Source organism: Sphingomonas sp. CFBP8993 (assembly GCF_034044895.1).
In the GTDB taxonomy this organism is placed as follows: domain Bacteria; phylum Pseudomonadota; class Alphaproteobacteria; order Sphingomonadales; family Sphingomonadaceae; genus Sphingomonas.
In genome coordinates this window covers 321,861-335,625 of sequence record NZ_JAXCWU010000005.1, presented here as the reverse complement: position 1 = coordinate 335,625, position 13,765 = coordinate 321,861, and the positions used below count along the sequence as shown (strand labels likewise).

Genomic DNA, 13,765 nt, shown 5'->3' with positions numbered 1-13,765 from the left:
GTGGATGCGAGGGTTCGAGGGTAGAAGGAACGGCAAACCATGGGGGTCATCCAGACGGTGGGACGACCAATTGGGGGACGACCGATCGCGGCACGGCCGATCGCGGCGGAGCGCGAGGATGTCTTGCCGCTCGACCAGATCCTGATGGGCGACTGTATCGCGGCACTCCGCTCGCTGCCCGACAAGTCGGTCGACATGGTCTTCGCCGATCCCCCCTATAACCTCCAGCTCGGCGGTGAGCTGTTCCGCCCCGATGGCAGCCATGTCGATGCCGTCACCGACGCCTGGGACAAGTTCGACACCTTCGCCGCCTATGACGCCTTCACCCGCGCCTGGCTCGCCGAATGCTACCGCGTCCTGAAGGATAATGGCTCGCTCTGGGTCATCGGCAGCTATCACAACATCTTCCGCGTCGGGACCGCGGTGCAGGATCTGGGCTTCTGGATCCTCAACGACATCATCTGGCGCAAGTCGAACCCCATGCCCAATTTCAAGGGCACCCGCTTCACCAACGCACATGAAACGCTGATCTGGGCGTCGAAGGGCGAGAAGGCGAAATACACCTTCAACTATCGTTCGATGAAGACGCTGAACGACGAGATCCAGATGCGCTCGGACTGGGAATTCCCGATCTGCGGCGGCCAGGAACGGTTGAAGAAGGACGGGCACAAGGTCCATCCGACCCAGAAGCCCGAGGCGTTGCTGTACCGCATCCTGCTGGCCTGCACCCGGCCGGGCGACGTGATCGCCGACCCGTTCTTCGGCACCGGCACGACCGGCGCGGTCGCCAAGCGGCTGGGCCGCCGCTGGATCGGGATCGAGCGCGAGCCGACCTATTGCGCCGCCGCCATCGAGCGGATCGAGGCGGCCCTGCCGCTGGACGAAAGCGCGCTGGCCACGATGCAGAGCCCCAAGGCACAGCCCAAGGTCGCCTTCGGCACGCTGGTCGAGAACGGCTATCTCCTGCCCGGCCTGCCGCTGATGGATGCCAAGCGCAAATGGCGCGCAACGGTGCGGGCCGACGGATCGCTGCTGTCCGAATGCGGCCAGGCGGGGTCGATCCACCGGCTGGGCTCGCTGCTCCAGAACCGGCCGACCTGCAATGGCTGGACCTTCTGGCATTTCGAGCGCGAAGGCGCGCTGAAGCCGATCGACGCCATGCGCCAGACCTGGCTGCTAGCGACGCAGCCGTAAAAACATCCTCCCCGGCACGGGGAGGTGGCAGGGCGTAGCCCTGACGGAGGGGGCGTGCCGCACGGGACGTCCTTTGCGGCACGCCCCCTCCACCACCGCTTCGCGGCGGTCCCCCTCCCCGTGCCGGGGAGGATTTCAGGAACAACCCCATGCACCTGCGCCCCGTCCAATTCGTCGACACCCCCATCGGGCTGGAGGATGGCAGCGTCGCCCGGCTGGCGGGCGGGATGCAATGGTTCGCCGCCTATGAAATCCGCGAGGGTGCCAGCCGCCGCATCGTCCCCGTCGCCCACTTCGCGCGGGACCTCGGCGGCTCGCCCCGTGCCGAGGCGCTGCACGCCGCCTTCACCGCCCCCCGTGCGCCTTGGGTCGTCGGCGAGCGCACACTGCGTTTCGACCAGCCGCAGGTCGCCGCGATCCTGAACGTCACCCCCGACAGCTTTTCCGACGGCGGCAAGCATGTCGGCGATCCGGCCGCGGCGGCGGACAGCGGCATGGCGATGGCGGCACAGGGCGCGGCGGTCATCGACCTGGGTGGCGAGTCCACCCGCCCCGGTGCCGCCCCTGTCTGGGAAGGCGACGAGATCGCCCGCACCGCTCCGGTCATCGAGCGGCTGGCCAGGGGCGGCGCGCTGATGTCGATCGACACGCGCAAGGCCGCCGTCATGGAGGCGGCGCTGGCGGCGGGCGCGGGCATCGTCAACGACGTCTCGGCATTGCTGTGGGACGACCGCGCGCTGGAGGTGGTGGCCGGGGCGGGCTGCCCGGTCGTCCTGATGCACTCCCCCGACCCGGCCAAGGGGGGCCATGGCCGGGTCGGTTACGGCGATGTCCTGACCGAGGTGTTCGACTGGCTGGAGGCGCGCATCGCGGCGGTCGAGGCGGCGGGAATCCCCCGTTCGCACGTGATGGTCGATCCCGGCATCGGCTTCGGCAAGTCGCTGGCCGACAATCTGGCGCTGATCAACGGGCTTGCCATCTTTCACGGGCTGGGCTGCCCGATCATGCTCGGGGCCAGTCGCAAGCGGATGATCGGTGCGCTGTCGAACGAGGCGCCGGTCGATGCCCGGCTCGGCGGATCGCTGGCGCTGGCGTTGAAGGGCGCGGAGGCAGGCGTGCAGTTGGTCCGCGTGCATGACGTAGCGGAAACGGTGCAGGCGCTGCACGTCTGGCGCGGGCTGCGCGACCGTGCCCTGATGGGATAGCGGCGGGACAATCCCCTCGCTTTTCGGGGCCCAAACGCCCACATAGGCGCGATGCAACGTCCCCAGCCCCAGATTATCCGAGTCATCGACCTGGAGACGACCGGACAGGCACCACCTACTCACGGCGTATGCGAGATCGGGTGGCAGGACGTGGCGCTGGGCAAGGATGGCCGCTGGGAACTGGAGGGCGAAGGTGGCAGCATCCTCGTCAATCCGGGCCGCCCCATCCCACCCATCACTCAGGCAATCCACCATATCCTGGACGAACAGGTCGCCGATGCGCCCTGGTGGCACGACGTCGCGCGCCGCGTGCTCGATCCCTGGCCACGCCGCCTGGCATTGGCCGCGCACCGTGCCGATTTCGAGCAGCAATATTGCACCCCCGCCATGACCCAGTCCGCCGACTGGATCTGCACCTGGAAATGCGCGCTGCGCCTCTGGCCCGACAGCCCCAGCTTTTCCAACCAGGTGCTGCGATACTGGCGCAAGCCCGCCGGGCTGGTCCATGAGCGCGGCCTGCCCATCCACCGCGCCTTTCCCGACGCCTATGTCACCGCCCACCACCTGCGCGACCAGTTGAACGAGGCGAGCCTGGCGCAGCTTCTCGAATGGTCGCGCATTCCCGGCCTGTTGCCGCGCGTCCGCTACGGCCCCGATCGCGGCAAGGACTGGCGCGAGATCGACGAGGACTCGCTGATCGGCTTCCTGTCCGACCGCGACCCCGATGTCCGCTTCACCGCCGAGACCGAGATGGCGCGGCGGCGCGGCGGTGGTCATGTCGGGCGGCCGAGCCCCCAGGAACTCCTGCTGTAATCGCTGCGAGAATTGTGGTCGTAATGCTGACGTAACGGCTCTGGCTTCCTTGCCTGTCCTCCGATAAGGCATGGCGCCATGAAGGGGTCTTCTTCCGACGCATCGGCCGAGAATCCTATCGGCCGTATCCTGATCGCCGCCATGGCGATCGGTTTCCTTGCGCTGCTCGTGGCGGCGGGCGCGGCGGGCTATGTCGTGCGCCAGACGAACCGGCACAGCGACTGGGTCGTCCACACATACCGCGTCGAAAGCGTGCTGATCGAAGTCCGCCGCCTGGCCGAACAGCAGGAGACCGCCCGGCGCGGCTATATGCTGGCCGGAAGCCCCGCTTTCCTCGAAAGTTTCGAACGCGCCCATGACGAACTGATACCGCAGGTCGCCGAACTGCGCCGCCTGACCGCCGACAATCCGCGCCAGCGCGTGCCGATGGCGATGGTCACGCGGCGTCTGGCCGAGATCGACGCGGCGCAGCGCCGGACCAACGCGCTGGTCCAGCAGGGGCGCGGCGCCGAGGCGCTCGCCCGGTTCCGCGCCGACAGCGGCCTGCAGCGGATGATGAAGCTGCGCGGCGTGTTCGACACCATGGCGGGCGAGGAACGCCGCCTGCTCGCGATCCGCGACGCCGAACAGATCGCCAGCCGCCAGACCTTCTCCACCGTGATGGCGATCGCCGCGCTGCTGTTCCTGGCCGTCGTGATCGTCACCTTCCTGACCATGCGCCGCTACACCCGCGACCTTCATCGATCGCGCAGCGCGCTCGCCTCGCTCAACGCCACGCTGGAGGAGCAGGTCAAGGAACGCACCGCCGACCTGGCGCTGGCGAACGAGGAGATTCAGCGCTTCGCCTATATCGTCAGCCACGACCTGCGCTCGCCCCTGGTCAACGTCATGGGCTTCACCGCCGAACTGTCGGCCGCGACCCAGCCGCTGTCTGCGCTGATCGACCGCGCCGAGGTGGAGGCGCCGCACATCGTGACCGAGGAGGCGCGGCTGGCCGCGCGCGAGGACCTGCCCGAGGCGATCGGCTTCATCCGCACCTCAACCGCGAAGATGGACCGGCTGATCAACGCCATCCTGAAACTCAGCCGCGAAGGCCGCCGGGTGCTGGCGCCCGAGATGATCGCGCTCGACCAGCTGGTCGAACAGATCGGCGATTCGATCCGCCACGTCATCGACGATCGCGGCGTCACCCTGACCGTCGAACGGCCCATGCCGGTCGTCGTCAGCGACCGGATCGCGCTGGAGCAGATCCTGTCCAACCTTATCGAGAATGCGACGAAATACCGCCACCCTGCCCGCGCCGCCGAGGTGCATGTCTCCGCACACGAGACGCCCGGCCGGGTGATCGTGGCGGTGCGCGACAATGGCCGTGGTATCGACCCGCGCGACCATCAGCGCATTTTCGACCTGTTCCGCCGCTCGGGGCAGCAGGACCAGCCGGGCGAAGGCATCGGCCTGGCCCATGTTCGCGCGCTTGCCTATCGCCTGGGCGGCACGATTTCCGTCGAATCCCAACTGGGAGAAGGGGCGACCTTCTTCCTGTCGCTTCCCCCCTCCCTATCCATCGAAGGTGCCTGAATGAACGACCATCGCTCCGTGGGCATCGTCATGATCGAGGACGATGAGGGCCATGCCCGCCTGATCGAAAAGAATATCCGGCGCGCCGGAATCCTGAACGACATCCGCCACTTCACCGACGGCACCACCGCGCTGGAATATCTGTTCCACGCCCCCGACGGCCCGGCCAAGAGCGGCCCGGCGCTGGTCCTGCTCGACCTGAACCTGCCGGACATGAGCGGCACCGACATCCTGGCGAAGATCAAGGACGAGAGCAGTCCACTCCGCCGCGCGCCCGTCGTCGTGCTGACCACTACCGACGACAAGGTCGAGATCCAGCGCTGCTACGACCTGGGCTGCAACGTCTATATCACCAAGCCGGTGAATTATGAGAATTTCGCCCAGGCGATCCGGCAGCTGGGCCTGTTCCTGTCGGTGATCCAGGTGCCGGGGGTGGAGGGCTGACGCCCGCCCCGCCCATGACGGATGGTCCGGCACCCCATATCCTCTATATCGACGATGACGACGCGCTGCGGCGGCTGGTGTCGCGGGCGCTGGGGCGGCTGGGATATGACGTGGCCTCCGCCGCCTCGGGCGAGGATGGCATCGCGATGGTGGCGGCGCAGGCGGCCAGCGGTGGCTTCGATCTGGTCGCGGTCGACCATTACATGCCCGGCATGGACGGGCTGGAAACGCTGGCCGCGATCACCGCGCTGCCCGATCCGCCCCCCGTCGTCTATGTCACCGGATCGGACGAGGGGCGCATCGCCGTCGCCGCGCTGAAGGCCGGGGCGGCCGATTATGTGGTGAAGACGGTCGGCGAGGATTTCTTCGACCTGCTGTCCGCCAGCTTCACCCAGGTGCTCGACCGCGCACGGCTGGAACGCGCCAAGGCCGCCGCCGAGACCGAACTGCGCGCGACCAACGCCCGGCTGGAGGCGATGCTCAGCGAGGTGAACCACCGGGTGGCCAACTCGCTGCAGCTCGTCTCGGCGATGATCGGGTTGCAGAAGGGCGTGCTGGCCGACGACCGCGCGCGCGAGGCGCTGGAGGATACGCAACGCCGCATCCGCGCGATCGCGCAGGTCCACCGGCGGCTCTATACCGCCAACGACGTCGAGCAGGTCGACCTACGCGACTATCTGGGCGCGCTGGTCGAGGAACTGGGCGAAAGCTGGTCGAGCGACATGCTGCCCCGCACGCTGACCCTGACCGCCGACCCGATCCGGGTGAAGACCGACCGCGCGGTGTCGATCGGGGTGATCGTCACCGAACTCGTCACCAATGCCTGCAAATATGCCTATCCGGACGGCACGGGCGAGGTCCGCATCCGCCTGACCCAGGGGGACGGCCACTGCCTGCTGGTGGTCGAGGATGACGGCTGCGGCATTGCAGAGGGACAGAAACCGCAGGGCACCGGCCTGGGCGCCAAGCTGATCCGTGCGATGGCGAAAAGCCTGCAGACCGAGCTGGAATATGATCCGGCGTATCGCGGCGTGCGGGCGATGTTGCGACTGCCGCTATAGGATTTGCGGTTTCGTGGGGGCTGGGGCCTTGGGCTTTGCCAAGGCCGAACGGAGCGACGGAGCGGATCTTCCACACCAGCCGTTCAGCCTGGGCACCGCCGGAGGCCAGACCCCTCCTTCACCTCTGGCCGCTCCCCTCCCGCAAGCGGGAGGGGCTGGGGGAGGGCATGGAGTCTCACCGAGACCAGCATTTATGGCCCTTGCCCCTCCCCAACCCCTCCCCCTGCCGGGAGAGGGGCTTTTGAGTTTGGCATCACGCCTCTTCGACGAACTGGAGGGGCTTTTAGGTCGGATCGGCTCCCGCAGGCCGGAGGGGGCTTTTACGCCAGTCCTGCTCCCCTCCCGCAGGCGGGAGGGGCTGGGGGAGGGCAAGGGGTCTCACCGAGACCGACCTCCCCGCCCTGCTGGCCTCAGGGCTTGCGGAACTTGTAGACGAACTGGTCGGTCCGCCCGCGAATGGCCGGGTCGAAGACGTTCTTGGAATGGTCGTCCGCCGGATTGCGCAGCACCTTGCTCTCCCCAACGAAGCGGAAGCCGACCGACTGGACCTGCCGCTTGACGTAGTCGGGGTCGATCCGGTGGGTGGTATTGGTGTTGGCCAGCCCCTTGCCCACCGCATCGGCGTGGTCGATGATGACATAGGTGCCACCGGGCTTCAGCGCCTTGAACACCGCCTGGTCGAACGCGCGCAGTGCGGGCTCGCCGGCATTCTTGTTGGCGACGTCGTGATAGTTCTGCACGGTCCAGAACAGGTCGACGGGCTGTTCGGCGGCGGGCAGGTTGACCCCCTGCACCTGCGCGGTGACGTTGGCGAGGTTACGGCCCTGGAGCGCGCCCAGCGTTCCTTCCGCATATTTCTGCGCAGCGGCGGGCCAATAGGCAAAGACGCGACCCTTCTGCCCCACCACGCCCGAGAAGATGCGCGTCCAATAGCCCTTGCCCGGCAGGTAATCGATCACCGTGTCGCCGGGCTTCACGCCGGAAAAGGCGATGACCGCCGCCGCCTGGCGCCGCTCGTCGTCCCCCGCCTGGTCCGCACGCGCCGGAGCGGCGAGGGCGGCGGAGACATAGGCCGGAACGACGGCGGGCTTGGCCGGCGTGGCAGGCTTTTGCTGCGCCACCGCGACGGTCCCGCCCGCCACCAGCATCAGTCCCAGTGCGATCGCCTTCATGCCTGCTCTCTCCTTGACCTGTTCCACCCCGCCGCCCCGCCCGAACGGGGGGCGGGGCATTTGGCTTACACGTCCAGGTTCGCCACGTTCAGCGCATTGTCTTGGATGAACTCGCGGCGCGGTTCGACCACTTCGCCCATCAAGCGGCTGAACACCTCGTCCGCCGCGGCGACATCGTCCGAGGTCACGCGCAGCATCGAGCGGACGGCCGGATCGAGCGTGGTTTCCCACAGCTGCTCGGCATTCATCTCGCCCAGACCCTTGTAGCGCTGGATCGCCAGGCCCTTGCGGCCTGCGGTCAGGATTGCCTCGAGCAGCTGGCTCGGCCGCGCCACGCGGGTTTCGCCGCGCGCCAGCGTCGTGGCGTTGCCGTCCTCGTCGGTCGGCACGACATCGGCCGACGGCTCAGCTGCGGCACTGCGCAGCGGGACCAGCTTGGCGGCGTGGGTGAAGCTCTCGGCCTGTTCGGCGGCCAGGCTGTGCAGCTTGCGCGCCTCGGCCGAGGCGATGAAGCTGGCCTCGACGATGTGGTGATCGGTCACGCCGCGCCACAGCCGCTCGAAATGGACGCCGCCATCCTCGGTCAGCCGCGCCGACCAGCGCGCCTCGTGATCGCCCGATTCCAGACGGCGCGTGGTTTCGACCACCGTCGCCATGCGCTGCTCGCGGGTCAGCACCGGATCGAGCGCGCCGGCCAGCGCCAGCACCTCGATGATCGAGGCGTCATAGCGACGCGGCACATAGCGCATCAGCGTGCGCATCCGCCGCGCATGGTCGACCAGCGCCTTCAGGTCGTTGCCCGAACGTCCACCGCCCGGCCCTTCCAGCACCATCGTCGCGACGCCGCCCTCAACCAGATATTCGTCGAGCGCGGTATCGTCCTTGAGATAAACCTCCGACCGCCCCTTGGTCGCCTTATAGAGCGGCGGCTGGGCGATATAGAGGTGCCCGCGCGAGATCAGCTCGGGCATCTGGCGATAGAAGAAGGTCAGCAGCAGCGTGCGGATATGCGCGCCGTCGACGTCTGCGTCGGTCATGATGACGATCTTGTGGTAACGCAGCTTGTCCGCGTTGAAATCGTCGCGGCCGATGCCGGTGCCCATCGCCTGGATCAGCGTGCCGATTTCCTTGGACGAGATCATCCGGTCGAACCGCGCGCGCTCGGTGTTCAGGATCTTGCCGCGAAGGGGCAGGATCGCCTGGAAATGGCGGTTGCGCCCCTGCTTGGCCGAGCCACCGGCCGAGTCACCCTCGACCAGGAACAGTTCGGACTTGGCGGGATCGCGCTCCTGGCAGTCGGCCAGCTTGCCGGGCAGCGAGGCGATGTCCATCACGCCCTTGCGTCGGGTCAGCTCGCGGGCGCGCTTGGCGGCCTCGCGCGCGGCGGCGGCGTCGATCACCTTCATGATGATCGCCCGCGCGTTCTGCGGATTTTCCTCCAGCCAGTCGGCCAGCTTGTCGGCGATCAGCGATTCCAGCGGCTGGCGCACCTCGGACGACACAAGCTTGTCCTTGGTCTGGCTGCTGAACTTCGGGTCGGGCAGCTTGACCGAGACGATCGCGGTAAGCCCCTCGCGCATGTCGTCGCCGGTGAGCGTGACCTTCTCCTTCTTCAGGAGGCCCGACTTGTCGGCATAATTGTTGAGCGTGCGGGTCAGTGCGGCGCGGAAGGCCGCGATATGCGTGCCGCCGTCGCGCTGCGGGATGTTGTTGGTGAACGCCAGGACGTTCTCATAATAGCTGTCGTTCCACTCCAGCGCGACGTCCATGCCGATCGCATCGCGCTGGCCGTGGATGGCGATGGGTTCGGGAAACAGCGGCGACTTGGAGCGGTCCAACCACTTCACGAAGGCGGCGATCCCGCCCTCGTAATACAGCTCGATCGTCTTGGCCTCTTCATGCCGCGCATCGGTCAGGAACAGGCGCACGCCCGAGTTCAGGAACGCCAGTTCGCGGTAGCGATGCTCCAGCTTGGCGAAGTCGAACTCGGTGATCTTGAAGGTCGACGGGCTGGGCAGGAAGGTGACGCGGGTGCCCTTCTGCCCCGGCTCGGACTTGCCGACCACCTTCAGCGGCGCAACCGCGTCGCCGTGGGCGAAGCGCATGTAATGCTCCTCGCCGTCACGCCAGATGGTCAGGTCCAGGAACTCGGACAGCGCGTTGACCACCGACACGCCGACGCCGTGCAGGCCGCCCGACACCTTATAGGCGTTATCGTCGCTGGTATTCTCGAACTTTCCGCCCGCATGGAGCTGGGTCATGATGACCTCGGCCGCCGACACGCCCTCTTCGGGGTGGATGCCGGTCGGGATGCCGCGACCGTTATCGGTGACGCTGACCGACCCGTCGGCGTTCAGCTGGATGTCGATGCGGTCGCAATGCCCCGCCAGCGCCTCGTCGATCGCATTGTCCGACACCTCGAACACCATGTGGTGGAGGCCCGAACCGTCGTCGGTGTCGCCGATATACATGCCCGGCCGCTTGCGCACCGCGTCGAGGCCCTTCAGCACCTTGATCGAGGAGGCGCCGTATTCGTTCGTCTGGGGGGTATCTGCCATAGCAAGTATATAGGAATTACCGCCCCCCAAAGAAAGCGAAATGGGAAGGCGGGCGGCCCTTTCACCGGGCGCGTTGCGACAGGTGACGGAGCTGCGCCGCTGACGGTGTTTTCATCGCGTGGAAAGGCGTGCACGAGGGGTGCGTGCCTATCGTTCGAGACCTGATCGGCATGGGAGATTCGTGATGACGTCCAAGGCCCCGACCCTCGCGATCCTGGCGGCGGCCTGCACCGCCGCGCCGCTCTGCGCCCAACTGCCCAAGCGCGATTATCCGAGCTGCAACCTGACCCAGCAGCGCCGCCTGCGCGCACCGACCGGCGGAGCGATCCGCGACAGCCGCCAGGCGCATATCGCGATGCGCGCCAATATCCTGCAGGCCGATATCGGCAACGCCCGCAAGGCGCGTCGCCTGAACCAGCCACAGGCGCAGATGCTGTGGAAGGAGGTCGAGCGCATTCGCCGCGACGCGGATCGCTTCGTGACGAAACAGGGGTTTCTGAGTGGGGGCGAGACCGCGAGCTATGACCGGGCGCTGGATGCGGTGGCGATGAAGATGTGTCGGTAGGCCTCGTGGCGGTCGCCCCGGTAACGCCCCCCTCCCGCAGGCGGGAGGGGATGGGGGAGGGCCAGGTGCCTCGCAGAGCCTGAGGTTCGAATTTCAGAACTCCACCCGTGTCGCCACCCCCGGCACATCGGTGAACAATGCGGGCTCGGTCCCGGTCATCCACACCTGCCCCCGTCCCGCCAGCCGCGCGAACAAGGCGGCGCGCCGCGACGGGTCGAGATGCGCCGCCACCTCGTCCAGCAGCAATACCGGCGGCACCCCGCGCTGTTCGGTGACGAGGTCGGCATGGGCCAGCACGATACCCAGCAGCAGCGCCTTCTGCTCGCCGGTCGAGCACAGGGCCGCCGCCTGCCCCTTGGCGACATGGGTGACCAGCAGGTCGGCACGGTGCGGGCCCACCAAGGTCCGGCCCGCCGCTGCGTCGCGTCGTCGCCCCATCGCCAGCGCATGGGCGAACACCGCCGGATCGACCGCCTCCCCTTCCAATGCGAGCGAGGCACGCGCGAACACGCTGTCCGGTGCTGCGGCCAGCCGTTCGTCGAGCGCCGCCACCGCCTCGACCCGCGCGGCATCGATGGCCGCGCCATGCTCCACCATCCGTGCCTCCAGCGCGGTCAGCCAGTCGGGATCGACCGCCTCCTCCCCCGCCAACAGCCGGTTGCGTTCGCGCATCGCCGCGTCATAGCGGGTCGCGTGCATCCCATGCGCAGGCTCCAGCGCCATGACCAGCCGGTCTAAAAAGCGCCGCCGCTCCGACGCGGGCTCGACGAACAGCCGGTCCATCGCCGGGGTCAACCATAGGACCGACAGCCACTCGGCCAGCGCATTGGCGCTCGTACCCGCGCCCTGCACCCGCACCACCCGCCGCTCGGGGGAAGAGGCCAGCGCGCCGGTCGCCAGCTCGACATCGCCCTCCAGCGTCGTGGCAACGCCGAAGCCGCCCTTGCCCCCCTGCCGCGCCATCGCCGACAGCGCGGCGCGGCGCAGCCCCCGGCCGGGCGCGAGTAGCGACACCGCCTCCAGCACATTGGTTTTCCCCGCGCCATTCTCGCCGGTCAGCACGACGAACCCCGCGCTTGGAAAGAGCGCAAGGTCGGCGTGATTGCGGAAATCGGTCAGGACGAGGCGGGTGAGCATTGTCACCGCCTTAGAACATCCTCCCCAGCATGGGGAGGTGGCAGGCCGCAGGCCTGACGGAGGGGGGCTGCCTCACAGGTCGCCCGTTGCGGCGATCCCCCTTCACCACCCTTCGGGTGGTCCCCCTCCCCGTGCCGGGGAGAATGACATCAGACCCGCATCGGCATCAGCACGTAGAGCGCAGGCGCCTTGTCATTCTCGCGGATCAGGGTCGGCGCGGCGGCGTCGGCCAGGTGGACTTCCACCAAGTCGCTGTCGATCTGCGCCAGGATGTCGAGCAGATAGCGGCTGTTGAAGCCGATCTCGAAGCCCAGCGCGGTGTATTCGCCCGGTACTTCCTCGGATGCGGTGCCGTTTTCGGGGCTGGTCACCGACAGGGTGATCCGGTCGCGGTCCAGCGCCATCTTCACCGCGCGGGTCTTCTCGGTCGCGATGGTCGACACGCGGTCGACGCCCTGCATGAACGCCTTGGGGTCCAGCTTCAGGATCTTGTCGTTCGCGGTCGGGATGACGCGACTGTAATCGGGGAAGGTGCCGTCGATCAGCTTGGAGGTCAGGATCGCCTGGCCCAGGTCAAAACGGATCTTGGTGCCCGACAGCGACACGCCGACCGAACCGTCCACCTCGTCGAGCAGCTTGCGCAGCTCAGCCACGCACTTACGCGGCACGATCACGTCGGGCATCTCTTCGGCGCCGCTCGGACGCTCGATGGTGACGCGCGCCAGACGGTGGCCGTCGGTGGCGGCGGCCTTCAGTACGGGCGCGCCGTTATCCTCGGCGACGTGCAGGAAGATGCCGTTCAGATAATAGCGCGTCTCTTCGGTCGAGATGGCGAAGCGCGTCTTGTCGATGATCTGCTTGAGCAGTTCGACCGGCAGTTCGAACTGGGTCGGCAGCTCGCCCTCGGCGATCACCGGGAAGTCGTCGCGCGGCAGGGTGCCGAGCGAGAAGCGTGCGCGGCCCGCCACGATGGCCATGCGGCCCTCGGCGGCGGTCAGCTGGACCTGTGCGCCCTCGGGCAGCTTGCGGGCGATGTCGAACAGCGTGTGCGCCGACACGGTGGTCGAACCCGGCTGGTCGACCGCGGCCGCCACGCTGTCGTTGATCTGCAGGTCCAGATCGGTCGCCATCATGCGCAGCTGGCCCTCGGCCGTCGCCTCCAGCAGTACGTTGGAGAGGATCGGAATCGTGTTCCGCCGCTCCACCACCGACTGGACATGGCTCAAACCCTTGAGCAGCGTTGCGCGTTCGATCGTCGCCTTCATCTCGAAATCCCCCGCCGGAACGACCGCATGGTCCGATACCGATAGTGATAAATGGCCTTGGTTCCTACCCGCGAAGAAGGGGCCGGAGCAAGGCTCCGACCCCTCCAACATTGGGGTAAAACCACCGTTAATGTGGAAAACCCATGTTCGTCAGAAGCGCAGGCCCAGACCGGCCATCAACTGGTGGCGGTTCGGGTTGATGCCGACGCCGTCCAGTTCGTCATAATGCGAGTAGCGATATTCGCCCTTCACGAAGGTGTTCGGGCTGATCGCATATTCCAGACCCGCACCCAGGCGATAGCCGCCGACTTCCTGCGAATTGACGGTGGTGACGCCCGCCGTCGTATAACGCGCATCGAACTTGGCGTTGGTGTAACCGGCCTTCACATAGCCCATCGCGACCGGCGAGATGACATAGCCGACGCGCGCACCGGCATAGAGGTCACGGCCCGCACCCAGGCGGAATTCGTCACCGGGAACGCGGATGCCGTTGCTGCGCGTGTCCGAGCTGCTGCCCGAAATCTCGCCCTCGGCGCCCAGCACCACGGGACCTGCCGGAAGGTCGTAGCCGATCGCCGCGCCATAGAGCACGCCGTCGCTCGAACTCTTGTCCTGACCCTGACGATCGTTGAGGCTGTCATAGCCGATCAGGCCCTCGACGCGCAGGCCGGTGAAGGGCTGTGCGGTCTGCGCGGCGGCGGGGGCCGCCGCAGCGACGGCCGCCGAGGTCGCCAGGGCGGCGAGCATGAGCTTACGCATACACTATACTCCAT

At 67.5% G+C, this 13,765-nt stretch carries 12 protein-coding genes; 7 read left to right on the top strand and 5 right to left on the bottom strand.

Annotated elements, in window-relative coordinates; all coding sequences use genetic code 11:
* The first annotated feature begins 39 nt into the window (after positions 1-39).
* The 6 genes from SOM26_RS12710 (at position 40) to SOM26_RS12685 (ending at position 6,295) form a co-directional block, all read left to right on the top strand.
* The gene (locus tag SOM26_RS12710; RefSeq protein WP_320453092.1) at positions 40-1,194 is read left to right on the top strand and encodes a site-specific DNA-methyltransferase; all 1,155 of its coding nucleotides are present in this window, start codon (positions 40-42) and stop codon (positions 1,192-1,194) included.
* A 149-nt stretch (positions 1,195-1,343) separates the two neighbouring features.
* Positions 1,344-2,399: a dihydropteroate synthase gene (gene folP, locus SOM26_RS12705; protein ID WP_320453091.1), complete on the top strand. Its 1,056-nt coding sequence runs from the start codon at positions 1,344-1,346 to the stop codon at positions 2,397-2,399.
* Positions 2,400-2,450: 51 nt separating this feature from the next.
* Positions 2,451-3,212, top strand: a complete 762-nt coding sequence (locus tag SOM26_RS12700) for an exonuclease domain-containing protein (protein WP_320453090.1) — start codon at positions 2,451-2,453, stop codon at positions 3,210-3,212.
* Between the two features lie 78 nt (positions 3,213-3,290).
* The gene (locus tag SOM26_RS12695) at positions 3,291-4,790 is read left to right on the top strand and encodes a sensor histidine kinase (RefSeq protein ID WP_320453089.1); all 1,500 of its coding nucleotides are present in this window, start codon (positions 3,291-3,293) and stop codon (positions 4,788-4,790) included.
* Positions 4,791-5,234 carry a response regulator gene (locus SOM26_RS12690; RefSeq protein ID WP_320453088.1) on the top strand — a complete coding sequence of 148 codons (444 nt, stop codon included), beginning with the start codon at positions 4,791-4,793 and terminating at the stop codon, positions 5,232-5,234.
* A gap of 14 nt (positions 5,235-5,248) precedes the next feature.
* Positions 5,249-6,295 (top strand): sensor histidine kinase, encoded by a 1,047-nt coding sequence (locus SOM26_RS12685; protein ID WP_320453087.1) that lies wholly within the window; start codon positions 5,249-5,251, stop codon positions 6,293-6,295.
* Between the two features lie 410 nt (positions 6,296-6,705).
* Here the strand turns inward: SOM26_RS12685 and SOM26_RS12680 are convergent, their stop codons facing one another.
* Positions 6,706-7,467 carry a class I SAM-dependent methyltransferase gene (locus SOM26_RS12680; protein ID WP_320453086.1) on the bottom strand — a complete coding sequence of 254 codons (762 nt, stop codon included), beginning with the start codon at positions 7,465-7,467 and terminating at the stop codon, positions 6,706-6,708.
* A gap of 65 nt (positions 7,468-7,532) precedes the next feature.
* On the bottom strand, positions 7,533-10,025 hold the full coding sequence (gene gyrB / locus SOM26_RS12675; protein ID WP_320453085.1) for a DNA topoisomerase (ATP-hydrolyzing) subunit B: 2,493 nt from the start codon (positions 10,023-10,025) through the stop codon (positions 7,533-7,535).
* Positions 10,026-10,209: 184 nt separating this feature from the next.
* Here gyrB and SOM26_RS12670 point away from each other — a divergent pair, with 184 nt between their 5' ends.
* Positions 10,210-10,590 (top strand): hypothetical protein, encoded by a 381-nt coding sequence (locus tag SOM26_RS12670; protein ID WP_320453084.1) that lies wholly within the window; start codon positions 10,210-10,212, stop codon positions 10,588-10,590.
* A gap of 93 nt (positions 10,591-10,683) precedes the next feature.
* Here the strand turns inward: SOM26_RS12670 and recF are convergent, their stop codons facing one another.
* From recF to SOM26_RS12655, 3 genes are all read right to left on the bottom strand, one after another.
* A complete protein-coding gene (gene recF / locus SOM26_RS12665; RefSeq protein ID WP_320453083.1) occupies positions 10,684-11,727 on the bottom strand; it encodes a DNA replication/repair protein RecF in 1,044 nt (347 codons plus the stop codon).
* Positions 11,728-11,876: 149 nt separating this feature from the next.
* On the bottom strand, positions 11,877-12,992 hold the full coding sequence (gene dnaN / locus SOM26_RS12660) for a DNA polymerase III subunit beta (protein ID WP_320453082.1): 1,116 nt from the start codon (positions 12,990-12,992) through the stop codon (positions 11,877-11,879).
* A gap of 150 nt (positions 12,993-13,142) precedes the next feature.
* Positions 13,143-13,751, bottom strand: coding sequence for an outer membrane protein (locus SOM26_RS12655; RefSeq protein ID WP_320453081.1), 609 nt, complete (start codon positions 13,749-13,751; stop codon positions 13,143-13,145).
* Positions 13,752-13,765 lie beyond the last annotated feature (14 nt).

Excerpts from the sequence above, each read along its gene's own strand:
- gyrB (WP_320453085.1), bottom strand. The coding sequence starts at position 10,025 with ATGGCAGATACCCCCCAGACGAACGAATACGGCGCCTCCTCGATCAAG.
- recF (WP_320453083.1), bottom strand. The coding sequence starts at position 11,727 with ATGCTCACCCGCCTCGTCCTGACCGATTTCCGCAATCACGCCGACCTT.
- folP (WP_320453091.1), top strand. The coding sequence starts at position 1,344 with ATGCACCTGCGCCCCGTCCAATTCGTCGACACCCCCATCGGGCTGGAG.
- SOM26_RS12690 (WP_320453088.1), top strand. The coding sequence starts at position 4,791 with ATGAACGACCATCGCTCCGTGGGCATCGTCATGATCGAGGACGATGAG.
- SOM26_RS12685 (WP_320453087.1), top strand. The coding sequence starts at position 5,249 with ATGACGGATGGTCCGGCACCCCATATCCTCTATATCGACGATGACGAC.
- SOM26_RS12700 (WP_320453090.1), top strand. The coding sequence starts at position 2,451 with ATGCAACGTCCCCAGCCCCAGATTATCCGAGTCATCGACCTGGAGACG.
- SOM26_RS12695 (WP_320453089.1), top strand. The coding sequence starts at position 3,291 with ATGAAGGGGTCTTCTTCCGACGCATCGGCCGAGAATCCTATCGGCCGT.
- SOM26_RS12670 (WP_320453084.1), top strand. The coding sequence starts at position 10,210 with ATGACGTCCAAGGCCCCGACCCTCGCGATCCTGGCGGCGGCCTGCACC.
- dnaN (WP_320453082.1), bottom strand. The coding sequence starts at position 12,992 with ATGAAGGCGACGATCGAACGCGCAACGCTGCTCAAGGGTTTGAGCCAT.
- SOM26_RS12655 (WP_320453081.1), bottom strand. The coding sequence starts at position 13,751 with ATGCGTAAGCTCATGCTCGCCGCCCTGGCGACCTCGGCGGCCGTCGCT.
- SOM26_RS12680 (WP_320453086.1), bottom strand. The coding sequence starts at position 7,467 with ATGAAGGCGATCGCACTGGGACTGATGCTGGTGGCGGGCGGGACCGTC.
- SOM26_RS12710 (WP_320453092.1), top strand. The coding sequence starts at position 40 with ATGGGGGTCATCCAGACGGTGGGACGACCAATTGGGGGACGACCGATC.